Raw genomic sequence first — 22,899 nt, forward strand, 5'->3', positions numbered from 1 at the left:
AAGTTACGCGATAACCCCGTCCACCAGCGCCTTGGCCTCTTGCTGCACCTGCGCGAGGTGGTCGGCGCCCTTGAAGGACTCGGCGTAGATCTTGTACACGTCCTCGGTGCCGGAGGGACGGGCCGCGAACCACGCGTTCTCGGTGACCACCTTGAGGCCGCCGATCGAGGCGCCGTTGCCGGGAGCCTCGGTGAGCTTGGCCGAAATCTCCTCGCCCGCCAGGGAAGTAGCGGTGACATCGGCGGCGGAGAGCTTGCCCAGCTTGGCCTTCTGCTCGCGGGTAGCCGCGGCATCGATGCGGGCGTACACGGGAGCGCCGAACTGGTCAGTCAGGCCCTTGTACAGCTGCGATGGAGACTGACCCGTGACAGCCGTGATCTCGGACGCCAGCAGTGCCAGCAGAATGCCGTCCTTGTCCGTGGTCCACACGCTGCCATCGAGCTTATTGAAGGACGCGCCGGCTGACTCTTCGCCACCGAAGGCACCTTCGCCGGACAGAAGGCCCGGAACAAACCACTTGAAGCCCACGGGAACCTCGACCAGCTTGCGGCCGAGACCGCCGGCAACACGGTCAATAATCGACGACGACACCAGGGTCTTGCCCACCACGGACTCCGGGTTCCAGCCACCGCGGTTCCGGTACAGATAATCAATGGCGACGGCGAGGTAGTGGTTCGGGTTCATCAGCCCGCCGTCCGGCGTGACGATGCCGTGGCGGTCGGCGTCGGCGTCGTTACCCGTGGCGACGTCATAAGCGGCGGTGCCATCGGCCCCAACGGCCATCCGCTTGATAAGGGACGCCATGGCGGACGGCGACGAGCAGTCCATGCGGATCTTCTCGTCCCAGTCGAGGGTCATGAAAGCCCACTGCGGATCAACCGTGGGGTTCACAACCGTGAGGTTGAGCTGGTGGCGCTCGCCGATCTCGCCCCAGTAGTCAACGGAGGCGCCGCCCATGGGATCAGCGCCAATGCGCACCCCGGCGTTGCGGATCGCGTCCAGGTTCAGCACGGACGGGAGGTCATCCACGTAGCTGGAAAGGAAGTCGAACTTGCCAGTGGTGTCAGCGGCCAGGGCATCGTTCAGCGGCATCCGCTTGACGCCGCGGAGGCCGTTCTCGAGGAGCTGGTTGGCGCGGTCGGCGATCCATCCCGTGGCGTCGGTGTCGGCGGGACCACCGTGGGGCGGGTTGTACTTGAAGCCGCCGTCGCCGGGCGGGTTGTGGCTTGGGGTTACCACGATGCCGTCAGCCTGGGGTGTGCCCGGCGCGGCTTCGCGGTTGTATTTGAGGATCGCGTGGCTCAGCGCCGGCGTCGGGGTGTAACCGTGGCGGGCGTCCACCAGGACGGTCACGCCATTGGCAGCCAGTACCTCCAGTGCGGAGTTCTGTGCAGGCTCGCTGAGGGCGTGGGTATCGCGGCCGATGAACAGCGGCCCTGTGATGCCCTGACGGCCACGGTATTCAACGATTGCCTGCGTGATCGCGAGGATGTGCGGCTCGTTGAAGGAGGCCTTCAAACTGGATCCGCGGTGCCCGGACGTTCCAAACGCCACGCGCTGCGCAGGGTCGCCCAAATCCGGAGTTACGTCGAAATACGCGTCCAGCAGGGCTGTGATGTCAACAAGGTCCTGGGGAAGGGCAACTGTGCCCGCTCGGCTAGCCATGGGGTCCAGCATGCCAGACCCTGGGGCCCGCTGACACGAAATGTCCGGGATCCGGCCCCTGTGACGCCGAATGGCGCCGCTACTGCGCCCGTGCCATGGGCGAGGCGGCAAAGATTCACTTCGCGTTCACGGGCGGCTGCTAGCCAAAAAAGATCGCCCCGCCCTGGTCCCGAAGCCCGAAAAGGAGCCAACGAACCGGGCGAAGCGACAACGGATAACGCTAGACGGCGGTGTAGCCGCCATCGACGAGTACGTACGAGCCGGTCATGAAGCTGGCCTTATCGGAGAGGAGGAACGTGGTGACGTTCGCGATCTCCTCAGCTTGCCCCAGACGGCCCAGCGGGTGCTTTGCTTCGAGCCCGCTGACAACTTCCTTCGGTGCGGCAGCCAACAAGGGAGTATCGATGTAGCCGGGGCCGATTGCATTGACGCGAAGTCCCTGGGCTCCGTATTCCGCCGCAGCATTCTTGGTCATGCCCACCACGCCGTGCTTGGCCGCGGTGTATGCCGCATTGCCGGGAGCTGCGACAGCGCCGTGGATCGATGCCATGTTCACGATGGCACCCTCGGACGCGCCTGCGGCAAGGATGGCCGGGACTTGGTAGCGCATTCCGTAGAGGACGCCGCTCAAGTTGATGGCGATGACCCGGTCCCAGTCCTCGATGTCGATTTCTCCGACAGGAGCGCTGGCCCCGCCGATACCGGCATTGTTGACGGCGTAATTAAGCGCCCCGTAGCTCTCCACGGCGAAGTCGACCGCTTTCTTGCTGTCCTCGGCCACAGCAGTGTTGCCTTGGAACGGGACTGCCTTGCCGCCGTCGGCCGTAATTTGTTCGGCCACGCGCGTGGCAGCTTCGAGGTTGACGTCCACTACTACAACGTTGACGCCGTTCTTCGCGAGGTCCTTGCTGATCGCTTCCCCGAGGCCGGAGCCTCCGCCGGTGACGAGCGCGGTTTTGCCTTCGAAGTTACCCATGATTCCTCCTTCGCGGGACAGCTCCCGCAGATTCGTAAGTGAGCGCCGCTTGAGCGCTACTCATGAAAACCGAGTCCGGCTCGGAAATATTTCATGCGTATGCATCAATATGACATTCCTCGCATTGTCCGGGCCATATACACGGAACCCGCGTTACCTTATGTGGTGCCCCCGGCGGCGGTAGTGTTGGGATCAAAGACCAAATCCAGGGGGATTCCTATGTCAGACCAGCCATCCAAGGGCAACGAGGACAAGCCGGCGGGCTACGAACCGCCGCAGTACGTTCCGCCCGCACAGTTCAGCGCGCCTGAGTCGGGCACGCCCGCAGAAAGCTCGCCAGGTCATGGTGCGTCCGCCGAGAGTGCACCTGAGAACGGCGCCAACGCGACCCAGCCGCTCCCGCCCTACGAGCAGAGCGCACACGGGCAGAACCCGTACACGCAGGACGCCCAGGGGCAGAACGACTTCTACACGCAGCCGCAGCCGCCCGCCAGCGCATACACGCCGGGTGACTACAGCCAGCAGCCGCCGTCGCCCTATGGTCAGCCACCGAGCCCGTACCAGCAGCAGGCGTTCAATCAGCAGCCTTATGGCCAGCAGCCCTACGGCCAACCGCAGTCGCCGTACGGCCAGCCGGCGTACTACGCCATGCAAGCTGAGCCCAAGGGCCTGAGTATCGCCAGCATGTGTTGCGGCATCGCAATCTACGTCGGCTTCGGGTTCTTCATCCTGCCGCAGATCGCAGCCGTGGTCCTGGGCCACCTCGCCTTGAAGCGCGAGCCCGCGGGCAAGGGCATGGCAATCGCCGGCCTCGTGATGGGCTACATCGGCGTGGCGTTGACGCTGATCTTCGGCATCATCTTCTTCATCGCCATCGGCGCCTCGAGCAGCAGTTACAACAACAACTTCTAAACCGCGTACGACGGCGACCCTTGCGTCAGGTGGGAATACCACCTGACGCAAGGGTCGCCGTCGTTGTCGGGGGAGTGCCCGGACGAGCCGGAGCTACCGCACGCCGCCCATCAGCTTCTTGATCGCGGGCGATGCCGCAGCCAGGCCAACGGCCAGTACCACTGCCACGCCTCCGATGCCCAGGAAGTACGGGAGCTCATCCTCGGGGTTGTAGAGGCCCGCGAGGATGCCGGCCAGCGTGGTGCCGAGCGAGACTGACAGGAAGAACAGCGCCACCATCTGGGTGTGGAATGCCTGCGGGGCAAGCTTAGTGCTCACAGACAGGCCGATGGGGGAGAGGAACAGTTCCGCCAGGGTGAACATGAACAGGATGCCCACAAGAGCCAGCAGGGGAGTCTTGCCCTCGCCGGCCAGCGGGATGAACGCCAGGAATGCCAGGCCCATGATGAAAAGGCCCGCGGAGAACTTCAGCGGCGAACTCGGCTGCTTGGAGCCCAACTTGGTCCAGAGGGCAGCCATGACGCCGGCAAAGATGATGATGAATACCGGGTTGATGGACTGGACCCAGGCGGCCGGCATTTCCCAGCCAAACAAGTTGCGGTCCAGTTTCTCCTGCGAGTACACAGCAATAAACGTGAACTGCTGCTGGAACAGCGCCCAGAACCCGGCAGATGCGATGAACAGAGGGATGAACGCGATCACGCGCTTGCGCTCCACGGCGGTGACCAGCGGGCTGCGGAAGATCAGGAACAGGTAGATCACAGCGGCGCCGATTGCGGCGTAGGCCATGCTCCGGGCCAGGTTGTTGGCGTTGACAATCCCTGTGCCGAGCAGGACTCCGATGACGATCAGGATGGCCAGGAAGATCAGGCCGTACTTTGTGCGATCCTTCGCGGGAAGGGGGTTGGGAACGCGGTGTGCTTCCTCCGGAAGGCGTTTGCGGCCCAGGGAGTAGATGACCAGGCCGATCGCCATGCCCACGGCTGCGGCACCAAAGCCGACGTGGAAGCCGTAGCTTGTCTGCAGCCAACCGGTGACCAGCGGGCCAATGAGGCCGCCGATGTTGATGCCCATGTAGAAGATGGAGAAGCCGGCGTCGCGGCGCTCGTCCTTCTCGCCGTACAGGCTGCCGACCAGCGCCGTGGCGTTGGCTTTCAGGCCACCCGAGCCGATGCCAACCAGCACCAAACCTGCGATCAGGCCCGGAATGCCCGGCAGGAGTGCCAGCGCGACGTGGCCGGCCATGATCATGATGGCCGAGCCGAACAGGACCTTTTCGGAGCCGAAGAGACGGTCGGCGAGCCATGCACCGAGGATCGTCGACAGGTAAACGCCACCACCGTACGCGCCCACCAGGCCAGCTGCGAGCCCCTGGTCAATGGAAAGACCGCCCTGCTCGGCGGTGAAGTACATGTAGTAGAGCAGGATTCCCTGCATGCCGTAGAAGGAGAATCGCTCCCACATTTCCACGGAGAAGAGGCTGGCCAACATCTTTGGGTGGCCGAAGAATGACGTATCGCCCGCTGGCTTTGCGGACTCAGCCGTGGTTTGAGGTGTGCTCATTTTCTCAATGCTGGCACTGACTGCGGGCATTGTCACATCGATGAATGCCCGGGGCAACCACTTTCCATATGCTAGACGCGACTGTCAGTGGGTCTCAGCGGGTCTCCAGGGCGGCCGCAAGCTGGAGCAGCAACAGTTCAGACCCGGACCGGCCAATCAGCTGAATCCCCATCGGCAGGCCACTGGGCGTGGTGTGCACCGGAATGGTGATTGCCGGGAGTCCGCACACGTTTACCATGGAGGACCATGGCGCGTACTGGCACTGCCTTTTGTAGTCCTCATCAGCGTCGCCGGCCCACTCGCTCGGCCACGGCTCACCGCTGTGACCGCCGCCCGTGAACCATCCAACCGGCCTCGGTGTCTGCGCCAGGGTCGGCATGAGAATCACATCCCACCTGGCATACTGCGTGACGGTATCGTGCTCGAACTGCCGCAGGAAACTCAGGGCTTCATTGACCTTCAACGCGCTCCGCTGTTGCGCCCGACGCCGGAATGTCCGGGTCAGCGGGGTCAGCAGCGCCTCGCGCTGGGGTGCTATCCGGGCACTTCCGACGCCGGCAGTCCAAGCTGTTGTGAACGCCTCGGGATAGCGGTTGTCGTAGCGGATTTCAGCTTCGGTGATGTTATGCCCGGCCTTCTCCAGCAGCTTGGTTCCAAGCTCCAGGGCGTCCATCGCTTCCGGCTCGATCTCGAACGGGTACACGCCGGCCCACGGGCTGTCCAGGCTCACGCCGATCCTCAGGGGCTCCGGCGCCCGCCCCACATTGGCGAGGTAACCGCCGTCGGGCGCATCACTCCGCGGGACCAGCGCGTCCATCAGTAGTGCCGCATCCGCAGCGGTCCGAGCCAGGGGTCCGGCAACCACCAGCTTGGCTGCATCCCCCGCGCTCGCACCCGACGGCACCACGCCCCGCCCCGGTTTCAAGCCGACCAGTCCGCACGCACCGGCCGGTATCCGGATGGACCCGCCGCCGTCGGTCCCTGGTGCAAACGGAACAAGGCCCGCTGCCACCGCTGCCGCGCTGCCGCCCGATGAGCCGCCGGCGCTTCGCCCCAAGGCGTGCGGATTACGCGACGGCGGTGCCACGCGGTTTTCGCTATAGGCCGTGAGTCCGAACTCCGGAACCTGCGTCTTACCCAGCGAGATGACACCTTGGGCCTTCAAGGTTGCTGCGAGGGCCCCGTCCTCCGGGGCGGGCTTGTGCTCGAGGGCGGCGCTGCCGTGCGTTGTGGGCACGCCGGCCACATCGGTGAGGTCCTTGAATGCGGTGGGCACGCCGTGAAGGAGGGCGAGCTCGTCTTGCCGTTGCTCGCGGATCAGTCTGGCGTGCAGCCGATCCGCGGCCGTGGCGTCCTTGAGGGCCTGTTCGATCGCGACAGTGACGAAGGCGCCCAGTTGCCTGTTCCGCGATTCGATCGCAGACAGGAAATGCAAGGTGGTCTCACGCGCAGAGAGTTCGCCCGATGCCAGGGCATCGCGGAGCTCAACAGCCGTCATTCGCGAAATGTCATGCAAGTAAGGATCAACCAAGGAAACGCGACTCCAACCGTTCCTCCACAGCAACAGCGTCCACGCTCTCGCCGGCACCTGCGGTTACCCGGAAGGCTGCCTTGTTCTTCACTTCGGACACCACCTCCACAAGTTCCGTGCCCCGATAAACCAGCCCCACGCCGTCGTCCGTGCAGTGCGTCTCACCGAGTGTGCCGCTGGCCACCAGCTTGTGGATTGCCGGCGCACGCCGCACTTCAGAGTCGTAGTGGACGCCGTTTCCGTAGGGGAGGAAGCCCAGCGCGTTGGTGACGGGCTGCAGCTCAGGGCCAAAGGAGTCGGTCACGCCACCTTGGTACCAACAGATGGAGCCCGCTGAGACGCCTGCCAGCACCACCCCGCTTTTCCAGGCCTTCCGCAGGATCCCGTCCAGTCCGTGGGCGCGCCATACGGCTAGCAGGTTCACCACCGAACCGCCGTTCACCCAGACCACATCCTGCTCCAGGAGGTGCGCTTCCAAGTCCTCGATGTTTGGCATGGTGAAGAGGTTGAGGTGGCTGAAGTCGAACCCCGCGATGCGTGCTGCCTGATCCATTTCCGCAGCCCACCAGCGTTGATCACCGGACGCCGTACCGATGTGTGTCACGCGTGGGGCGCGGCCGGCCACGCCCGACAACTCCACGGCGTAGTGCATCAGATGGTTGAACTCGAGCCTGGTGCGATCGCCCGGCTTGTAACCGCCGGATGTCGCCAGAATGGTCGGTTGCCCAGTAGCCATGGGGTACTCCTAACGGGCCGAGGGTCGGGGAGCGCTTCCGTCCCAGTCTTAACGTCCGGCCGTCGGGAAGCAAGGGCGGTCCGCTCTTCAAGTAACGGTGTCACGCCTCGGGGACTAGGCTGGATGCTGGACTTAATCGATGGGAAGGGAACGCCATGAGCGACTTCGATACCGTGCCTGTGGGCGACATTCCGGGCAACGCCAGCATCCTGGACGTGCGCGAAGACTACGAGTGGGTGGCCGGGCACGCAGAAGGTGCACGACACATTCCCATGGACCAGCTTCCGGCACGCCTGGACGAACTCGATCCGGACGACGACCTGTTCGTCATCTGCCGCACCGGGGGCCGTTCCTTCCGCGCCGTTCAGTGGCTTGTGGGGCAGGGCTACTCTGCTGTGAACGTGGCCGGTGGCATGGATATGTGGTTTGAGGCCGGGAAGCCGATGGTTTCGGATAATGGCCTGAAGCCGGTTGTTCTCTAACCCGGTTATATAACCAGCAAGGAATATTTTATGTCAGCGGTTACCTATACATTCCTCGGTCCTGAGGGCACCTTCACCGAGGCTGCGCTCCTGCAGGTACCCGGCGCTGCTGACGCCACTCGAATTCCATGCACCAACGTCAACACGGCCCTGGATCGGGTTCGTGCAGGCGAAGCCGACGCAGCCATGGTCCCCATCGAAAACTCGGTGGAGGGTGGCGTCACAGCCACGTTGGACGCGATTGCCACGGGCGAAGAGCTCCGGATCATCCGCGAGGCCCTTGTCCCTATCACCTTCGTGCTCGTGGCGCGGCCCGGCGTCGAGCTCTCCGATATCAAGCGGATCTCGACGCACGGCCACGCCTGGGCACAGTGCCGTCTGTGGGTGGATGAGCACCTCCCGAACGCCGATTACGTTCCGGGGTCGTCGACGGCGGCCGCCGCCATGGGACTGCTGGAAGACGACGCCCCGTACGAAGCCGCAATTTGTGGTCCGTTGATTGCAGCCGAGCAATCCGGGCTGAACGTTCTGGCCGAGGGCATCGGCGACAACCCCGAGGCGGTGACGCGGTTCATTTTGGTGAGCAAGCCAGGTCTTCTTCCGGCCCGCACAGGCGCAGACAAGACCACCGTTGTGGTGCCGTTGCCTGAGGATCACCCCGGCGCGCTCATGGAGATCCTGGACCAGTTCGCCTCCCGCGGGGTGAACCTGAGCCGCATCGAATCGCGACCCACGGGACAGTACTTGGGTCACTACTTCTTCAGCATTGACGCCGACGGTCACGCCGCCGATTCGCGGGTTGCCGACGCTCTAGCCGGCCTCCACCGGATCAGTCCGGCAACCCGGTTCCTTGGCTCCTACGCGCGTGCCGACAAGCAGCCGGCTACGGTTGCCCCGCACACTTCCGACGCTGCCTTTGCCTCGGCGCACGCCTGGGTTGAATCGATCCTAAAGGGTTCCTAGACGCTATCCACAGCCGGGACGTCGGCCCCTTTCGTAAGGATGCTTCTGTGCGTATGCTTGCCTGATCCATAAACGATGGATGAATGTACCAACGAAAGGAGCGGTCATGTCTGTCCACCGGGATGACAAAGACGGCCAAGGCATGATCGTCAATCCGAAGCCCACAGGCGAGAACCAGGACGACTGGAATGGCGATGAAGCCGATCGTGCAGACCGGCTCCGCTTTGAAGAAGAACAAGCAATGATCAAGGAGCAAGCCGAGGCCCGCGCCGCTGCCAAGGCGGCTACCGAGGAAGCCGACAAGAACGCCGCCCAGCCGGACGTCGGCGCTGTCTAGTCCGTCAGTGCCTTCGGTACGCGGACCAGCAGGGACCCTGGCTCCACTTGCACGGTGACCGTGGTCGCCTCACCTGAGGGATCGCCGTCGAGCTGGGTAGCCATGGGTTCCTGGCTGCGGATGACGACTTTCCCGGAGCGGTAGAAGCTCATCATGGGCAGGTTGGCCTTGTGCTTGAAGAGGACTTTTGTGTACATGGCGAGCCAGCCGAAGGCGCTACGCGGGCTCATCACCACAATGTCCAGCATTCCGTCGTCGATCATGGCTTGGGGGATGAAGTCGATCCCGCCGGGAATCAAGCCACAGTTGGCGAACAGTACGCTGCGGATCTTCCGTGCCTGCTCGGGCTGATCATCCATGGTGATGGTGACGCGTTTGCGGCGGCCAGGAAGATGGCGGACGCCTGCCTCCGTGTAGGCGAGCCAGCCGACGCTCTTTTTGAGGTCTTCTTTGGTGTCGCCAACAACTTCGGCGTCCAAGCCCATGCCGGCGATGACCAGGAAGGTGTGCTGGGCGGACTCGCCGGTGATGTCGTTGTCTATGCCCATGGTGGCCGTATCGATGAAGCGCTGATGGCCGAACAACGCGATCTGTATGCAGTCGGCGATGTCCGTGACGTCCAGGTCCACGTTGCGCGCCAACAGATTTCCGGTGCCCAGCGGAATGAGGCCCATGGCCACATTCTTGTGCGCCAGCGACTCGGCCACCACGCGCACGGTACCGTCGCCGCCGCACGCCAGAACGACGTCGGCTCCGTAAGCCAGCGCCTGGCGCGACTGACCGTATCCGGGGTCGTCCACGGTGGTTTCAAAAAACTTCGGCGCGTCCCATCCGGCTAGATCACAGGCGTCAATGATGGCTTGCCGGGTCTCTTCCGCGTTGTTTTTCACGGGATTGAGGATGACCGCGACGCGCTGGTCCCCGGGGCCGGGCTTGTGGGAGTCCTCCCGAACCGCGCTCCTGATGTGCCGGGCTTTCAATCGGCGCACGCCCCACCAGCTGGAGACGGCAAACGCCACGCCCCCAGCGAGAATCAGGTACAGGATCCAGTCGCTCATGGTGCTCCAACACTATCCTCCTGGGCAGTGCCCTCTTGGCCGCGCCGTCGGGGCGGGCGACCTTTGCCCGCTGCGGGCCGGAAATCCGCGGTGGATTCGATACTCTAGTCTGGTGATCGACGTAAAAGACCTCAGCGAAAATCCGGACAAGTTCCGGGCCAGCCAGCGCGCCCGTGGCGCCGACGAGTCCGTTGTGGACGCGATCATCTCCGCTGATTCCGATCGCCGCGCTGCCCTGATCCGCCACGAAACCCTCCGCGCCGAGCAGAACGCTTTCGGCAAGAAGGTGGCGCAGGCCAAGGGCGAGGAAAAGCAGGCATTGCTGGCCGAGGTCAAGGAACTGGCCAACTCCGTGAAGGCCGCTTCCGCAGAGGCCTCTGCCGCCCAGGCCAAGCAGGAAGAGCTGCTCCGCGTCATCCCCAACCTCATTGTGGACGGTGTCCCCGAGGGCGGCGAGGATGACTACGTTGTGGTCAAAACCGTTGGTACTCCGCGCGAATTCACGGACTTCGAACCGAAGGACCACTTGGAAATCGGTGAACTGATCGGCGCGATCGACATGGAACGTGGAGCCAAGGTTTCCGGCTCACGCTTCTACTTCCTCCGCGGTGTGGGCGCCCGGCTGGAAATGGCACTCCTGCAGATGGCCATGGAGCAGGCCATCGATGCCGGCTTCGTTCCCATGATTACCCCCACCTTGGTGCGTCCCGAGACCATGCAGGGCACCGGGTTTGATGTAAAGCACGACGCCGAGATCTACCGTCTCGCTGAAGACGACCTTTACCTTGTGGGGACCTCGGAGGTGGCCCTCGCCGGCTACCACGCAGACGAGATTCTGGACCTCTCCGCCGGCCCCATCCGCTACGCGGGGCAGAGCTCCTGCTACCGCCGTGAGGCCGGTTCCCACGGCAAGGACACCCGCGGCATCATCCGCGTGCACCAGTTCAACAAGGTGGAGATGTTCATCTACACCACGGTTGAGGAAGCAGCTGCCGAGCACGAGCGCCTGCTCGCCTGGGAAGAGGAAATGCTGGCCAAGTGCGAGCTTCCCTACCGCGTCATTGACACTGCCGCAGGCGACCTCGGCATGTCCGCGGCCCGCAAGTTCGACTGTGAAGCCTGGGTTCCCACCCAAAACGCTTACCGCGAGCTCACCTCAACGTCCAACTGCACCACTTTCCAGGCTCGCCGCCTCAACATCCGTGAACGCGTGGTCAATGACGAAGGTGTTGCCAAGGGAACCCGTGCCGTAGCAACACTGAACGGCACGCTGGCCACTACACGCTGGATCGTTGCCATCCTTGAGCACCACCAGAACCCGGACGGCTCCGTCAACGTCCCCAAGGCACTGCAGAAGTACCTTGGTGGGCTTGAGGTTCTGCCGGTTCTCTAGTCTCCGCCGATCCCGCTCTTGTTCGCTCCACTCACCTTTGTACGGCTCGAGTGGCGGACAGGGGCGGGATTTTTCGTAGGCACCTGTCCTCCACAGCCTTGGTTGTGCACATAAGAGTGTTCTCCGGCTGAACAATGGCCTGCGGCGGGGCAATGTGGAGTGATGGACATACCACCTGGCCTCATTGAAACCCCCGCCATTCTCCGTTCCGGGGGCCGGCCGGATGCAATACACAGCAGCTTCATGGCAGGCAAGCTGGTGAGAATTCGTCGCGGCTTCTACGTGGAGACATCCCGGTGGCTCGCGGCCCAGCCGTGGAGTCGCTTCGCTTGGACGGTTGCCGCGGCTGCCAGAGCTATTCCAGGCCTCGTCCTTTGCCGGGAAACTGCTGCCTTCGCCATAGGGATACCCATCCTGCGGACCCCCTCCTTTGTGGAGTGCGTTGCTCCGAATCCAAGCCGCTCGGGACGACACAGGCCCACTTTGTCCATCGTGAGTGCGGGCAATGACAGCCAGCATGTCCTTAGGGATAGGGGCTTCCCACTGCGATACCACGTCAATCCTGAGGCGTCCCCCGAAAGGTTCGGGGAATTCATTGCTACGGGGCTCTTGAATACTGTTTTGGACGTGGCGTTCTCGTTGACGCTCAGCCAGTCCTTAGTGGTGGCAGACGGAGTAGCGCGGGCGCTCTGGAAGAAAGGGGCATTGGAGCAGGAGTCCAATCTCCTGAACATGGGCCAGGTTGCGGCGGCTGTCCAAGCTCACCCCCATGCTGCCGCACGGCGTCGTGCTGAGTTAGCGTTCTCACTTGCATCTCCTTTGGCCGAATCGGCCGGAGAGTCGTTCAGCCGGGCAGCTTTTCAATTTCTAGGCTTCGAACAGCCGGAGCTGCAGCACGATTTCAGCGATGCGGGCGGCTTCATTGGCCGAAGTGATTTCTGGTGGCCTGGGCGGGAGGGGCGGAAGGGCGTTGTGGGTGAGTTCGACGGGAAAGCCAAATACATCACTCCGGGATTACGCAACGGCGCCACAGCTGTGGAAGCCGTGTACAACGAGAAGCTTCGGGAAGACCGGATTCGTGCCCTGGGTTTCGGATTCGCACGCTGGGGATGGGCAGACGTCGAGAACCCGGAGAGGCTGCGCCGGAAGCTGATCGGTGCAGGACTGCTTCCGGGCGTCCGCCCACGATTGCTTGTGACGAGTCGTGGATAGCGTTCAAACCGCCTCTCTTTCGCCCCGCCCCCCGTTGTACTGCGCGGCCTTCGAACCAGGGTGGGAATCTAGATGGGCTTGTGGGCAATCACAATCAGTTCGCCCTGCCCGTTGCCCACCTGCTCGCCGTGCCAGCCGCCGTACATGCGGTCCACCGTGAAGCCGGCAGCCTTCAGATCCTTTCGCAGCTGATCTTCTGTTCGGAATGCGAGGACCGAGGTCTCGGTTTCACGGGTGCCCTTATTAACGACGCGGTGCTCGGTCAAAGTAACCAGCCCGTCGCTTTTCGGAGCACTTTCGGCCCATGTTTCAACGGTGCAGCCGTCGGGAAGAGTGTGCCGACGTCTCGTGTTCGCCGGAACCCAGTGCTGCCAGGCCATGGCCGCAGGGTCGCGGGAATCGAAGACCAATCGGCCTCCGGGTATGAGCGCGTGGTAGACGTCGGTAAGCGTCCGGGACCAGTCGCCGTCGTCGTTAATCGCTTGGGCCACGTGCGCCGTCATGATCGCCACATCAAACATGGCGTCGTTGGGGATCGCCGCCGACGTGCCTTCAATCCACGTGACGGCCTGAGCGCCGGGCTTCGTTCGGGCAGCTGCGAGGGAGCCAGGGTTTGGGTCGACGCCAACAACGGCATGACCATCCGCAGCAACCGCCAGGGTCATCCGCCCAGTGCCGCATCCCAGATCCAACACCCGCCCATTCGGCCGCTCATTTACGAAGGCCAGAAAGAAGTCGTCATCCTCGGCCCATTGATTTTCCGCGTCGTACAGTGCCGACAACTGAGCGCCGGTCATTTGTGAGAGCATCCGACTACCCTAGCCCCGCACCACCGAAACCTGCTCCTGTTCGGCACCCTTGGCGTTGCACGGCGGGGATTTCGAACAAGTGCGGGAAACAGGCACAACGACGAGGGGAGGGGTCACTATTCACCGTCCGTTAATCCACAGCTGTGGCGCCCGTCCTAGTTCGGTGTCGGGGGTGTCTGCTCTACTGTATGCATGACTATTTTGACTGATACTCCAGTTGCTGGCATCGATGACCAGCCAAATAACAACAACAAGCTCATGATCGCATTGGACGTCGACGGCACACTCGTGGACCACGACGGCCACATGTCGCCGGCTGTTCGATCCGCTGCGCAAGCCGTGGTGGCAAGCGGCCATGACGTCATGATCGCCACCGGCCGGTCGCTCAATGCGACGCTTCCCATCATCCAGCAGATTGGCCTCGAGCGAGGATTCGCCGTGTGCTGCAACGGCGGCGTGACCCTTCGCTTGGATCCGTCGTTGGAGAAGGGCTACGAGATCATCCACAAGGCAACTTTCGATCCCGCTCCAGCCCTGAAGGCCCTGCGGGAACGGCTGCCCAACGCCAAGTACGCGCTGGAGGATGAGGACGGGAACTTCCTCTCCACGGAGCGCTTCCAGGACGCCAGTTTCGGTGTGGAGTCCATCGGCGTCGACTTCCAGACCATGTTGGATTCCACGGCGGTCCGCGTAGTGGTCTTCAGCAGCGAGAACACTTCGGACGAGTTCAACGAGGCCATCAAGCACATCGGACTTTCCGGTGTGACGTACTCGGTGGGATGGACTGCTTGGCTGGACATCGCAGCCGAGGGCGTCACCAAGGCAAGCGCCTTGGAGGCCTTGCGCCATAAGCTCGGCACGGACTCGGCCAACACAGTGGCCGTTGGCGATGGACGCAACGATATCGAGATGCTCACCTGGGCTGGCCGCGGCGTTGCCATGGGTCAGGCCCCTGACGAGGTGATCGCCGTTGCGGATGAAGTCACCGCTTCAGTGCTCGACGACGGCGCGGCGCAGGTTTTGCGTAGCCTGCTGTAACTGCCACTCGTCTTAGCCGGGTTCATCGCTGCGGTCGGACCGGCTCTTGTTCGTTACCCTCACCGCTAAGCGCCGGGGGTTTCGAACAAGGGCGGGATCTGTGGCGGTGACCTGCCTAGACTGAGCCTGTGTTCTACGAAGAATGCCCGGCACCACCTAGCTTGCAGCCGTTCGTCACCCGGCTGTGGTTTGTTCGCGCGCAGCCTCAGGCCCGGTACGAGAAGATTCTTCCCGGGCCGGAGGCGCACCTGATCCTGAATTTGTCAGACCCCTACCGCCTTATAAGCCCAAGCGAAAGCACTCCGGCCGAGAGCACAGAGCAGCCAAAGGCCACTGAAGTCTCCACAGGTTTCTATGCCGGACTGCAGCGCAGCTATTTGATCAGCGAAAACCCGGACCAGCTCTTCAACGTGGGTGCCCGCCTGACTCCCTATGGCCTGGCAGCGTTCACCAGCCAGCCGCCGTCGGGGTTTCAGAACCGCGTAGTGGACGCCGAAAGCATCTTCCCGGGCTTCTCGGAACTGCGCCCGCCCCTCACCCACTCGGAACCTGAGCAGGCGTTCACGGCCCTGAGCACCTTCCTCCAACAACGGCTTAGGCCCAGCTACCGGGCGGATCCCAGAGTGATGAAGGCAACCGAAATCCTCGCCCGGGAGGACGTCGAAATCGGCGTGCTGGCGGCCGAGTTGGGTATCAGCACGTCCACTCTGGAGCGCATCGTCATGCGTGATTGTGGAACTACGGCCAAGGCTTATTCGGATGTTTGCCGCTTCAACAGGATCGTGAACCAGGCTGCAGCGCTCCCCAAGGGCGCAGTGCCGGGCAGGGAACTGCTGCACTTGGCCGATTACTACGACCAGCCGCACCTGATCCGTTCCTTCAGGCGCTTCAGCGGGTTCACGCCGACGGAGTACCTGCAGGTGGTACAGAGCTACGGAGCGGAATACGCCACGTTTGTCCCGCTGGAGCAAATGACCGGTTAGCCTGCGGGGTTTTTACAAGACCACGGCCCGGCTCTGACGTACTGTCCATTCAGGAACGGCCCACCCTGGAGAGGACTTCGATGGATATTCAGATCAATTGGCTCGCAGTTCTGTTGGCTGCTTTAGCCACTTTTGTGGTCGGTGGGCTGTGGTATTCGGTGCTCTTCGCCAAGCCTTGGCAGAAGGCAGCGGGTGTGAGTGATGAGCAGTTGAAGTCCGGAACGGCGCGTGTGTTTGTGGGTTCGTTTGTTCTTGCCGTGGTGATGGCCGTGTTTCTGGCGGCTTTCATTGGCCGTGGGGGCTTCGCGTTCGGGACGTTTGCGGGTCTTGCCGCCGGCCTGGGGTGGGTGGCGACTGCACTTGGAGTGAACTACCTGTTCGAGCGCCGCAGCCTGACGCTGTTCGCGATCAACGGCAGCTACAACGTGGTCACCTTCACGGCTATGGGCGCAATCATCGGTGCGATGCAGGGCTGAAGCCCGCAACACAGCTATTTGAAGACGGTTTGGATCGGCCCGCCGCCGGCAGACTCAACAATGGCTTGCGCCACCACCCGCAGCTTGACGTTCCGGTTGCTGGAGGCCTTCTTGATGAGTCCGATCGCGTCCTCCTGAGTGCAGCGGTTCTGCGCGATGATGATCCCTGTGGCGATGTCGATCACGGTCCGCGACTCCATGGCCGCCCTCAGGTTCGCGGCGGTTTGGCTGTGCTGGGCAATCAAAACGGCCAACTGAAGACCCTTGGAAGCCTGTTGAACATAGTCGTTTGCGCGTTGAACAGCCGCTTGGTCAAAGGCGTTGGGGCGGTCGGAATACAAGTTCAGGCCTGCCCGTGAGGTGTCGTCCGGAAGTGGGAAGGGAACCGCCAATACAGAGCGAAGCCCGTGGTCGGTGATGGCCTCGTTGTAGTCAGGCCACGTGTTGTCTTTTTCAAAATCGGGGATGTGGACCTGCGTGCCCTCGCGGCAAGCATGGAGACAGGGACCGTCGGCAAACGCGTATTGCACCTCATCCAGTTGCCTTGCGCGTTCGCTGCTGCTGGCCACAGTGCCGGCATTGCGGTGACGCATTAGCGTGATGCCGCAGTAGACCTCGTGGTCCGGGCTGGTGAACATCTCCGATGAGTGCCGGGCCAACTCTTCGAGGAACGCCTCGACGTCAGGCGTGCTGAGCAGCAAGTCCTGAATATCTGACAGCACCGTACTCGGCTCTGCAAGTTGGGGGTCTTCCATGTGGATCTCCGATCCGTGGATATGGCTACCTTTCGAGACTAACCCCGGGCACCCGTTGAAAGCTAATAGTAAGTGTGCTTCTCTTTTTAAAGGAGTCTTGCCGTGGGCTCACCCTTTCATTCGGTCAAAGGATTGAAGCCCCATGCATCAAACCCGACCTTTCGACGCCCGTACCAGACCCCCTGCAGGCGCTCCTGAAGGCAGCATCCGGCAGAGCTTCCAAGACAGTTTGGTCTTGGATCATCTGAATCTGGCCAAGTCCATTGCCGCCAGATATTCCGCTCATACACATGACCTCGACGACGTCCGGCAGGTCGCCTATATGGGCCTCATCAAGGCGTCGCGCGGCTATGACGAGGCAAAAGGGGTCAGTTTTCCCGCTTACGCCGCACCTACCATCGCGGGTGAGGTCAAGCGCTATCTCCGCGACCATTGCTGGGTGGTGCGCCCACCCCGAACCATCCAGGACGTCCGACGCCAGGTGCTTGCCCGGACGGAGGAGATGACCCAAACCCTGCAGCGTACCCCCTCTCCGGAGGAGGTGGCGGAAGATCTATGCCTGGAGCTGAGCCAGGTGCGGGAAGCCTTGATGGCCGGTACCAGCAAGCGCCCGGACTCACTGGATGCTCCGGCATCCGACGGGCGTGACGGTCTCCAAGGCTCACTTTCAGCTTTCGGTTGCCCGACGGACCGGCTGGAGGATGTGCTGGCTTTGCGCAACGCCATCCGTGGTCTGAACGCCGAGGACCGGCATCTGCTCTACCGCCGCTATTTCCGCGAAGAAACGCAGTCCACCATTGCCGAGGCACTGGGAATGTCTCAAATGCAGGTATCGCGCAAGCTCTCCAAAATCCTCGTTTCACTCCAAACGCAGCTCTTGGACGAAGAAGCCCAGTCGCAGGACGGGACGGCCCCCTAGGAGCCTGGAATACAACCCGGGTTACCGCCGGAAGGGTCTTTAACAGTCCAGCTGCTCCACGGCGTCCAGAACGTCGCGGACGGTCACCGCCAGGAGCGCGGGATCAGGATCGGTTGAGAACACATCACCGCGGCGGAGTTCGACGGCGGTGAGCACCACGTGCGGCCCTGGTGGCGGTCCCCATTCCTCAGCGGGTGCGGGACCGAACAGCACTACGGACGGACGTTCGTAGGCGGAGGCCAGATGTGCCGCGCCCGTGTCCGCAGAGACCACCAGGCGGGCTTCGGCGATGGTGGCCGCGAACTCAGCGAGGCCTTGCTCCCCAGCCAGCAGACCGTCGTCGAGGTTTGCTCCTTTGCGGTTGGCTAAGGCGGCTGTCTCTTCAGCGCGCCCGCGCTCCGACGCGCCACCCGTGAGCACCACGTCATGTCCGGCTGCCGCGAGTTCCACGGCAACGTCCGCGAACCGTTCCACCGGCCACAGCCGGCTCCCGTAAGCCGCGCCCACATGAATAACGGTTGCAAGCGGACGAGGGGAAGGGACGGCGGGACGGTTCAGCCGGTAGTCCAAGGGGTCGGCATCGATGCCGTGCCAGTTGAGCAGACGCGTCCAGCGCTCGCGTTCCGGGATTCCAGTGGTCCACTCAGGTCCGTCAGTCCCGGGCGAGCCGTGCGCCACCACCCGGTTGGCCTGCAGTTCCTCAATCCGCATACGGCTCTCGGCCCCGTTTCCGTGCAGGTTCACGGCAATGTCCACTGCTCCTCGCGGGACGGTGAGGGGGTCGTCGAGCCCGGGTGTTGGAAGGTGGTGAATGCCGCCCACCAGCTGCAAAGCCTCTGCGATCCAGGCTGGTGCGGCGTACAGGATTCGGTGCTCGGGGAACGCCCGGCGCAAGCCCCGGAGCGCCGGAACGGCAACCAGCAAGTCGCCCAGTTTCAGGGCGCGCAGGGCAAGCAGCAGGGGTTGATCGTTGTTCTCGTGACTGTCCAAGGCTGTGTCCATGGTGGCCTCCCGCTAGGAGTCTAGCCGCACGAAAGTTCTCACGGCCGCACTGTTTAGCGCTTGGGGAACTGGGGAACGTTGCGGGTATGGGAGGAACCGGAACGTTGAAGGCGGTCCTGTTTGACCGCGATGGAACACTCGTTGTTGACGTGCCCTACAACGGGGATCCGCAGTTGGTGCGGCCCATGGACGGCGCCTTGTCTGCCCTCGAAAAAGTACGTCGGGCAGGGCTGGCCACCGGAGTGGTGACCAACCAGTCGGGCGTGGCGCGTGGGCTGTTGACGTTGGAGCAAATGCACTCCGTCAACCAGCGCGTGGAGCAGGTGCTCGGTCCTTTCGACGTGTGGGAAGTCTGTCCGCACGGACCAGAAGAGGGCTGCGACTGCCGCAAACCTGAGCCTGGAATGATCCTGGCGGCCTGCCGGGCCTTGGGCATCACACCGGGAGAGGCTGCCTTCGTTGGCGACATTGGTGCTGACATGAAAGCCGCTGCCGCGGCGGGTGCGAGGGCTGTGTTGGTGCCGACCAGCGTCACGCGGCGTGAAGAGATCGAGGCTGCCGGCAGTGTTGCCGAGGACCTGGGCCATGCAGTGGAGCTTCTGCTCTCCGGGGCGCTGGACGAACAGGATGCCCCTGTATGAGCCGGGTCCTGGTAGCCCGCTTGGACGGCATGGGCGACGTCCTCCTTTCAGGACCTGCCTTGCGTGCCGTGGCGAACGGAAGCCGGCCCGATGGCAGCCGCCCCAACGACGTGGTGTTGCTCTGCGGCCCTGAAGGCTCGAGTGCTGCGGAAATGCTGCCCGGGGTCACCCAAGTGCACACGTGGGCGTGCCCGTGGATCGTGAATCCGGCGCCGCCCCCGACGCAAGGCATGACCAACGCGCTGATTGAGTTTGTCCGCAGTTCCCGGATTGAAGAAGCCGTCATCCTGACGTCCTTCCACCAGTCCCCGCTCCCTCTCGCGCTGCTCCTGCGCTTGGCGGGCGTTCAAAAGATCACGGGCGCATCCACGGACTATGCGGGGTCACTCCTGGACGTCCGGCTCAAGCCTGGCGAAGACTTTCCGGAGGACCAGCCGGAAGTGGTCCGGGCGCTCACCATTGCAGAGGCCGGTGGTTACGTGCTGCCGAATGGCGACGACGGAAAGCTGCGCATCACCTCCGGTCCGGATCCTGAAGGGGTGGCCGAAGAACTGGCGGATGAAGGCCCATACATTGTGGTCCATCCGGGAGCCGCTGCCCCGGCCCGGGCGTGGCCCGCACTGCACAACGCGGCCACGGTGGAACTCCTTGAAGCGTACGGGCACCGTGTGGTGGTCACAGGCGGCCCGGGCGAAACGTCACTCACGGCAACAGTGGCCGGCCCCTCCGCCCGGAACCTCGGCGGCGGAACCAACCTCCGGACGCTCGCAGCGGTACTTGCGGGGGCCGCCGTCGTGGTCACCGGCAACACCGGCCCCGCCCACCTGGCGGCAGCCGTAGGCACGCCGGTGGTGTGCCTGTTCGCCCCGGTGGTTCCAGCCATCCGTTGGGCACCCTACGGCGTCCCCCTTGAACTGTTGGGAGACCAGGAAGCGGCCTGCAAGAATACCCGCGCCCGCGTCTGCCCGGTCCCCGGACATCCGTGTCTGAGCTCGGTATCCCCTGAACAGGTTGTCGAAGCTGTTGAAAGGCTCCTGGGAGGCGTGTCCTCCCTGTCCACCCGACGAAAGGTCTGGAAACCATGAGGATCCTGGTGTGGCACGTCCACGGCGGATGGATGGAGGCATTTGTCCGGGGCCAGCATGAGTACCTGCTCCCTAAATCGCCCGACGGCGGCGCGTGGGGTTTGGGGCGAGGCGGCCGTGAGTGGCCTGCCGCCGCACGGGAAGTGAACCTGGAAAGCCTCGATCCGGACAGTGTGGACGCCGTGGTCCTGCAGCGGCCCGAGGAGATCGCAGCGGTGGCCCAGACACTCGGCCGCCGCCCGGGCGTAGACCTTCCCGCCGTGTACCTCGAGCACAATACCCCCAAGGGCGACGTCCCGTTCACGCTGCACCCGTTGGCAGACCAGACCACCATTCCGGTGGTGCACGTAACCCATTTCAACCAGCTCTTCTGGGACACGGGCACGGCGACCACCACGGTGATCGAGCACGGCATTCCGGACCCGGGGCATCTGTACACCGGTGAGCGGGAAGAGATGGGCGTGGTGGTCAACGAGCCTGTCCGGCGCGGACGGGTCACAGGGACGGACCTGCTGCCGGGGTTTGCCGGTGTGGGGCCACTGCGGGTGTTCGGCATGGGTACCGAGGCTCTGCCGGAGGCACTGAACCTGAAAGGACTTGGTCTCAGCGAGGAACGGCTGCGTATCTCCGGCGATGTCCCTGCCGCCAAACTCCACCAGGAACTGGCCCGTTGCCGCCTGTACCTTCACTCGCTCCGCTGGACCTCGTTGGGGCTGGCCCTGTTGGAAGCCATGCACCTTGGCATGCCCGCCCTGGCACTGGCCACCACCGAGGCGAGCCGCGCCATTCCGCACGGCGCAGGTCTGGTCTCCAACGACGTCGACGATCTCCAGAAGTTCGCCCGACGGCTCCTGGACGATCCCGACGACGCCTACGCCATGGGCATCGTCGCGCGCGAGGCTGCGCTGCAACGCTACGGACTGGACAAGTTTCTCAGGGCCTGGGACCAACTCCTGACTGAACTCCCCAAGAGCACGCCTCGGGGAAGCCACCCGCAATCCGGTACAGCTTCCGCTAGCCATGACACAGAGAGGACGCACCCATGAAGATCTCCATGGTCTCCGAACACGCCAGTCCGCTGGCTGCCTTGGGAGGCGTTGACGCCGGTGGGCAGAACGTCCACGTGGCGGCGCTTTCGTCAGCTCTGGCAGATCGCGGCCACCAGGTCACTGTGTACACACGTCGCGACGACCCCGGTCTCCCCGCAAAGGTGCAGGTTGGTCCGGGACTCACGGTGGTTCACGTGGACGCCGGTCCCGCCCGACGCCTCCCCAAGGACGATCTACTGCCCTTCATGCGAGAGCTGGCAGACGGCATCTGCGCGGACTGGGCGGGTCAGCTCCCGGATGTGATGCACGCGCACTTTTGGATGTCCGGGCTCGCTGCCATCCAAGCGTCCCGGCGTGCAGGAGCTGCCGATCCCGTGCCTGTGGTCCAGACTTTTCATGCCCTTGGATCGGTGAAACGCAGACACCAAGGCGCCGCGGATACCAGCCCGCCAGCCAGGGCATGGCTGGAACCGTGGGTAGGACGCACCGCTGACTGGGTCATTGCCACCTGCCCCGACGAGGTCTTCGAACTCAAAGCCTTGGGCATCAGCCGATCCAAGATCTCCATTGCACCCTGCGGCGTGGACCTCACTCTGTTCCCCGGAACGTCCGACGCCGAAAGCAAGTCCCGCACGCATCGGATCCTGAGCGTGGGACGCCTCGTGCAACGCAAGGGCGTGGACCTGATCATCCAGGCTCTGCCCCTCTTGGCGGAGGCGGGCTTCACCGACGTCGAACTCCTGATCGTTGGCGGTTCCGGGGACACCCTGACCCTTGAGGAAGACCCGGAGGCCCAACGGCTCCATGCCCTGGCGAAAGAGCTCGGCGTCGAGGACAAGGTGATCATGCGCGGGCAAGTCCCTCGCGACGCCATGCCCGGCATCTTCCGGAGCGCGGACGCCGTCGTCTGTGCCCCTTGGTACGAGCCGTTCGGGATTGTCCCGTTGGAGGCCATGGCTTGCGGCGTGCCGGTCGTGGCAGCCGCGGTCGGCGGACTCCGGGAGACGGTAGTCGACCAGAAAACCGGCCTGCACGTCCCGCCACGACACCCCGAAGCCCTCGCTGAGGCTCTCGCAAAACTGCTCGGCGACCCGGAGCTCCGGGCCGACATGGGCCGCGCCGGAGCACGCCGGGCACGCTCCCGCTACTCCTGGGAACGCATCGCAGCAGACACGGAGAATGCCTACCGATCCGTCTTGGCGGCCGACCTGTCCCGGCAAGCCGACGAAGGCCTGGAACCACTGGAAGGAACGGCGCTGTGACTATCAACGGCCCTCTGACCATCAAAGGCCTCGCAGCCAATGAATCCACCGT

The 22,899-nt window shown here is 63.5% G+C and carries 23 protein-coding genes; 14 read left to right on the forward strand and 9 right to left on the reverse strand.

The genetic code is table 11. The features are described 5' to 3' along the window. Window positions 1-3 precede the first annotated feature (3 nt). Both pgm and KCX59_RS00470 read right to left on the reverse strand, forming a co-directional pair. Complete coding sequence (gene pgm / locus KCX59_RS00465) at window positions 4-1,665, reverse strand: phosphoglucomutase (alpha-D-glucose-1,6-bisphosphate-dependent) (protein WP_256871501.1); 1,662 nt, start codon at window positions 1,663-1,665, stop codon at window positions 4-6. 220 nt (window positions 1,666-1,885) lie between these two features. Continuing rightward, on the reverse strand, window positions 1,886-2,641 hold the full coding sequence (locus tag KCX59_RS00470) for an SDR family NAD(P)-dependent oxidoreductase (protein WP_091464441.1): 756 nt from the start codon (window positions 2,639-2,641) through the stop codon (window positions 1,886-1,888). 219 nt (window positions 2,642-2,860) lie between these two features. On the opposite strand from KCX59_RS00470, the gene KCX59_RS00475 reads away from it, so the two are divergent. Next, window positions 2,861-3,553 (forward strand): DUF4190 domain-containing protein, encoded by a 693-nt coding sequence (locus KCX59_RS00475; RefSeq protein WP_179018072.1) that lies wholly within the window; start codon window positions 2,861-2,863, stop codon window positions 3,551-3,553. A gap of 93 nt (window positions 3,554-3,646) precedes the next feature. On the opposite strand, the gene KCX59_RS00480 is transcribed toward KCX59_RS00475, so the two are convergent. From KCX59_RS00480 to KCX59_RS00490, 3 genes are all read right to left on the reverse strand, one after another. Beyond that, on the reverse strand, window positions 3,647-5,146 hold the full coding sequence (locus KCX59_RS00480) for a peptide MFS transporter (RefSeq protein WP_091464444.1): 1,500 nt from the start codon (window positions 5,144-5,146) through the stop codon (window positions 3,647-3,649). A gap of 64 nt (window positions 5,147-5,210) precedes the next feature. Then, window positions 5,211-6,614, reverse strand: a complete 1,404-nt coding sequence (locus KCX59_RS00485) for an amidase (protein WP_179018073.1) — start codon at window positions 6,612-6,614, stop codon at window positions 5,211-5,213. 25 nt (window positions 6,615-6,639) lie between these two features. Then, the gene (locus KCX59_RS00490) at window positions 6,640-7,383 is read right to left on the reverse strand and encodes a peptidase E (RefSeq protein ID WP_179018074.1); all 744 of its coding nucleotides are present in this window, start codon (window positions 7,381-7,383) and stop codon (window positions 6,640-6,642) included. A gap of 155 nt (window positions 7,384-7,538) precedes the next feature. On the opposite strand from KCX59_RS00490, the gene KCX59_RS00495 reads away from it, so the two are divergent. The 3 genes from KCX59_RS00495 to KCX59_RS00505 all read left to right on the forward strand — a co-directional run bounded on the left by KCX59_RS00495 (window position 7,539) and on the right by KCX59_RS00505 (window position 9,165). Beyond that, complete coding sequence (locus KCX59_RS00495) at window positions 7,539-7,865, forward strand: rhodanese-like domain-containing protein (RefSeq protein ID WP_179018075.1); 327 nt, start codon at window positions 7,539-7,541, stop codon at window positions 7,863-7,865. Window positions 7,866-7,895: 30 nt separating this feature from the next. Continuing rightward, entirely contained in the window at window positions 7,896-8,828 is a 933-nt protein-coding gene (gene pheA, locus KCX59_RS00500; protein WP_179018076.1) for a prephenate dehydratase, read from the forward strand. Between the two features lie 106 nt (window positions 8,829-8,934). Then, window positions 8,935-9,165, forward strand: a complete 231-nt coding sequence (locus KCX59_RS00505; protein WP_054808662.1) for a hypothetical protein — start codon at window positions 8,935-8,937, stop codon at window positions 9,163-9,165. Here the strand turns inward: KCX59_RS00505 and KCX59_RS00510 are convergent. Beyond that, window positions 9,162-10,223: a diacylglycerol/lipid kinase family protein gene (locus tag KCX59_RS00510; RefSeq protein WP_179018077.1), complete on the reverse strand. Its 1,062-nt coding sequence runs from the start codon at window positions 10,221-10,223 to the stop codon at window positions 9,162-9,164. The two genes, KCX59_RS00505 and KCX59_RS00510, sit on opposite strands and share 4 nt — an antisense overlap. 112 nt (window positions 10,224-10,335) lie before the next feature. On the opposite strand from KCX59_RS00510, the gene serS reads away from it, so the two are divergent. Together serS and KCX59_RS00520 are read left to right on the forward strand one after the other, a co-directional pair. After that, window positions 10,336-11,616 carry a serine--tRNA ligase gene (gene serS / locus KCX59_RS00515; protein ID WP_017198243.1) on the forward strand — a complete coding sequence of 427 codons (1,281 nt, stop codon included), beginning with the start codon at window positions 10,336-10,338 and terminating at the stop codon, window positions 11,614-11,616. Window positions 11,617-11,778: 162 nt separating this feature from the next. Then, window positions 11,779-12,828 carry a hypothetical protein gene (locus tag KCX59_RS00520; protein ID WP_179018078.1) on the forward strand — a complete coding sequence of 350 codons (1,050 nt, stop codon included), beginning with the start codon at window positions 11,779-11,781 and terminating at the stop codon, window positions 12,826-12,828. Window positions 12,829-12,896: 68 nt separating this feature from the next. On the opposite strand, the gene KCX59_RS00525 is transcribed toward KCX59_RS00520, so the two are convergent. Next, entirely contained in the window at window positions 12,897-13,637 is a 741-nt protein-coding gene (locus KCX59_RS00525) for a class I SAM-dependent methyltransferase (RefSeq protein ID WP_179018079.1), read from the reverse strand. Between the two features lie 192 nt (window positions 13,638-13,829). On the opposite strand from KCX59_RS00525, the gene KCX59_RS00530 reads away from it, so the two are divergent. The 3 genes from KCX59_RS00530 (at window position 13,830) to KCX59_RS00540 (ending at window position 16,134) form a co-directional block, all read left to right on the forward strand. Continuing rightward, entirely contained in the window at window positions 13,830-14,675 is an 846-nt protein-coding gene (locus KCX59_RS00530; RefSeq protein ID WP_179018080.1) for an HAD family hydrolase, read from the forward strand. 128 nt (window positions 14,676-14,803) lie between these two features. Continuing rightward, entirely contained in the window at window positions 14,804-15,658 is an 855-nt protein-coding gene (locus KCX59_RS00535) for a DUF6597 domain-containing transcriptional factor (protein ID WP_179018081.1), read from the forward strand. Between the two features lie 80 nt (window positions 15,659-15,738). Further along, entirely contained in the window at window positions 15,739-16,134 is a 396-nt protein-coding gene (locus tag KCX59_RS00540) for a DUF1761 domain-containing protein (RefSeq protein ID WP_178994769.1), read from the forward strand. Between the two features lie 14 nt (window positions 16,135-16,148). Here the strand turns inward: KCX59_RS00540 and KCX59_RS00545 are convergent, their stop codons facing one another. Continuing rightward, window positions 16,149-16,889, reverse strand: a complete 741-nt coding sequence (locus tag KCX59_RS00545) for a GAF and ANTAR domain-containing protein (protein ID WP_179018082.1) — start codon at window positions 16,887-16,889, stop codon at window positions 16,149-16,151. A gap of 142 nt (window positions 16,890-17,031) precedes the next feature. On the opposite strand from KCX59_RS00545, the gene KCX59_RS00550 reads away from it, so the two are divergent. Then, window positions 17,032-17,808 (forward strand): sigma-70 family RNA polymerase sigma factor, encoded by a 777-nt coding sequence (locus KCX59_RS00550; protein ID WP_178994772.1) that lies wholly within the window; start codon window positions 17,032-17,034, stop codon window positions 17,806-17,808. Between the two features lie 39 nt (window positions 17,809-17,847). Here the strand turns inward: KCX59_RS00550 and KCX59_RS00555 are convergent, their stop codons facing one another. Next, window positions 17,848-18,810 (reverse strand): glycosyltransferase family 9 protein, encoded by a 963-nt coding sequence (locus KCX59_RS00555; protein WP_179018083.1) that lies wholly within the window; start codon window positions 18,808-18,810, stop codon window positions 17,848-17,850. 86 nt (window positions 18,811-18,896) lie between these two features. Here KCX59_RS00555 and KCX59_RS00560 point away from each other — a divergent pair, with 86 nt between their 5' ends. From KCX59_RS00560 to KCX59_RS00575, 4 genes are read left to right on the forward strand one after another with little or no spacing between them, the layout of a single operon-like run. After that, window positions 18,897-19,451, forward strand: a complete 555-nt coding sequence (locus KCX59_RS00560; RefSeq protein WP_178994776.1) for a D-glycero-alpha-D-manno-heptose-1,7-bisphosphate 7-phosphatase — start codon at window positions 18,897-18,899, stop codon at window positions 19,449-19,451. Beyond that, window positions 19,448-20,536, forward strand: coding sequence for a glycosyltransferase family 9 protein (locus tag KCX59_RS00565; RefSeq protein ID WP_178994778.1), 1,089 nt, complete (start codon window positions 19,448-19,450; stop codon window positions 20,534-20,536). Before KCX59_RS00560 ends, KCX59_RS00565 begins: the two co-directional genes overlap by 4 nt. After that, on the forward strand, window positions 20,533-21,582 hold the full coding sequence (locus tag KCX59_RS00570) for a glycosyltransferase (protein ID WP_179018084.1): 1,050 nt from the start codon (window positions 20,533-20,535) through the stop codon (window positions 21,580-21,582). Before KCX59_RS00565 ends, KCX59_RS00570 begins: the two co-directional genes overlap by 4 nt. Next, on the forward strand, window positions 21,579-22,847 hold the full coding sequence (locus tag KCX59_RS00575) for a glycosyltransferase (protein WP_179018085.1): 1,269 nt from the start codon (window positions 21,579-21,581) through the stop codon (window positions 22,845-22,847). The genes KCX59_RS00570 and KCX59_RS00575 overlap by 4 nt, the downstream gene beginning before the upstream one ends. Window positions 22,848-22,899: the final 52 nt, after the last annotated feature.

The organism is Paenarthrobacter nitroguajacolicus, assembly GCF_051027655.1.
Lineage (GTDB): Bacteria > Actinomycetota > Actinomycetes > Actinomycetales > Micrococcaceae > Arthrobacter > Arthrobacter nitroguajacolicus.

Excerpts from the sequence above, each read along its gene's own strand:
- pgm (WP_256871501.1), bottom strand. The coding sequence starts at position 1,665 with ATGGCTAGCCGAGCGGGCACAGTTGCCCTTCCCCAGGACCTTGTTGAC.
- KCX59_RS00470 (WP_091464441.1), bottom strand. The coding sequence starts at position 2,641 with ATGGGTAACTTCGAAGGCAAAACCGCGCTCGTCACCGGCGGAGGCTCC.
- KCX59_RS00475 (WP_179018072.1), top strand. The coding sequence starts at position 2,861 with ATGTCAGACCAGCCATCCAAGGGCAACGAGGACAAGCCGGCGGGCTAC.
- KCX59_RS00480 (WP_091464444.1), bottom strand. The coding sequence starts at position 5,146 with ATGCCCGCAGTCAGTGCCAGCATTGAGAAAATGAGCACACCTCAAACC.
- KCX59_RS00485 (WP_179018073.1), bottom strand. The coding sequence starts at position 6,614 with ATGACGGCTGTTGAGCTCCGCGATGCCCTGGCATCGGGCGAACTCTCT.
- KCX59_RS00490 (WP_179018074.1), bottom strand. The coding sequence starts at position 7,383 with ATGGCTACTGGGCAACCGACCATTCTGGCGACATCCGGCGGTTACAAG.
- KCX59_RS00495 (WP_179018075.1), top strand. The coding sequence starts at position 7,539 with ATGAGCGACTTCGATACCGTGCCTGTGGGCGACATTCCGGGCAACGCC.
- pheA (WP_179018076.1), top strand. The coding sequence starts at position 7,896 with ATGTCAGCGGTTACCTATACATTCCTCGGTCCTGAGGGCACCTTCACC.
- KCX59_RS00505 (WP_054808662.1), top strand. The coding sequence starts at position 8,935 with ATGTCTGTCCACCGGGATGACAAAGACGGCCAAGGCATGATCGTCAAT.
- KCX59_RS00510 (WP_179018077.1), bottom strand. The coding sequence starts at position 10,223 with ATGAGCGACTGGATCCTGTACCTGATTCTCGCTGGGGGCGTGGCGTTT.
- KCX59_RS00520 (WP_179018078.1), top strand. The coding sequence starts at position 11,779 with ATGGACATACCACCTGGCCTCATTGAAACCCCCGCCATTCTCCGTTCC.
- KCX59_RS00525 (WP_179018079.1), bottom strand. The coding sequence starts at position 13,637 with ATGCTCTCACAAATGACCGGCGCTCAGTTGTCGGCACTGTACGACGCG.
- KCX59_RS00530 (WP_179018080.1), top strand. The coding sequence starts at position 13,830 with ATGACTATTTTGACTGATACTCCAGTTGCTGGCATCGATGACCAGCCA.
- KCX59_RS00540 (WP_178994769.1), top strand. The coding sequence starts at position 15,739 with ATGGATATTCAGATCAATTGGCTCGCAGTTCTGTTGGCTGCTTTAGCC.
- KCX59_RS00545 (WP_179018082.1), bottom strand. The coding sequence starts at position 16,889 with ATGGAAGACCCCCAACTTGCAGAGCCGAGTACGGTGCTGTCAGATATT.
- KCX59_RS00550 (WP_178994772.1), top strand. The coding sequence starts at position 17,032 with ATGCATCAAACCCGACCTTTCGACGCCCGTACCAGACCCCCTGCAGGC.
- KCX59_RS00555 (WP_179018083.1), bottom strand. The coding sequence starts at position 18,810 with ATGGACACAGCCTTGGACAGTCACGAGAACAACGATCAACCCCTGCTG.
- KCX59_RS00560 (WP_178994776.1), top strand. The coding sequence starts at position 18,897 with ATGGGAGGAACCGGAACGTTGAAGGCGGTCCTGTTTGACCGCGATGGA.
- KCX59_RS00565 (WP_178994778.1), top strand. The coding sequence starts at position 19,448 with ATGAGCCGGGTCCTGGTAGCCCGCTTGGACGGCATGGGCGACGTCCTC.
- KCX59_RS00570 (WP_179018084.1), top strand. The coding sequence starts at position 20,533 with ATGAGGATCCTGGTGTGGCACGTCCACGGCGGATGGATGGAGGCATTT.
- KCX59_RS00575 (WP_179018085.1), top strand. The coding sequence starts at position 21,579 with ATGAAGATCTCCATGGTCTCCGAACACGCCAGTCCGCTGGCTGCCTTG.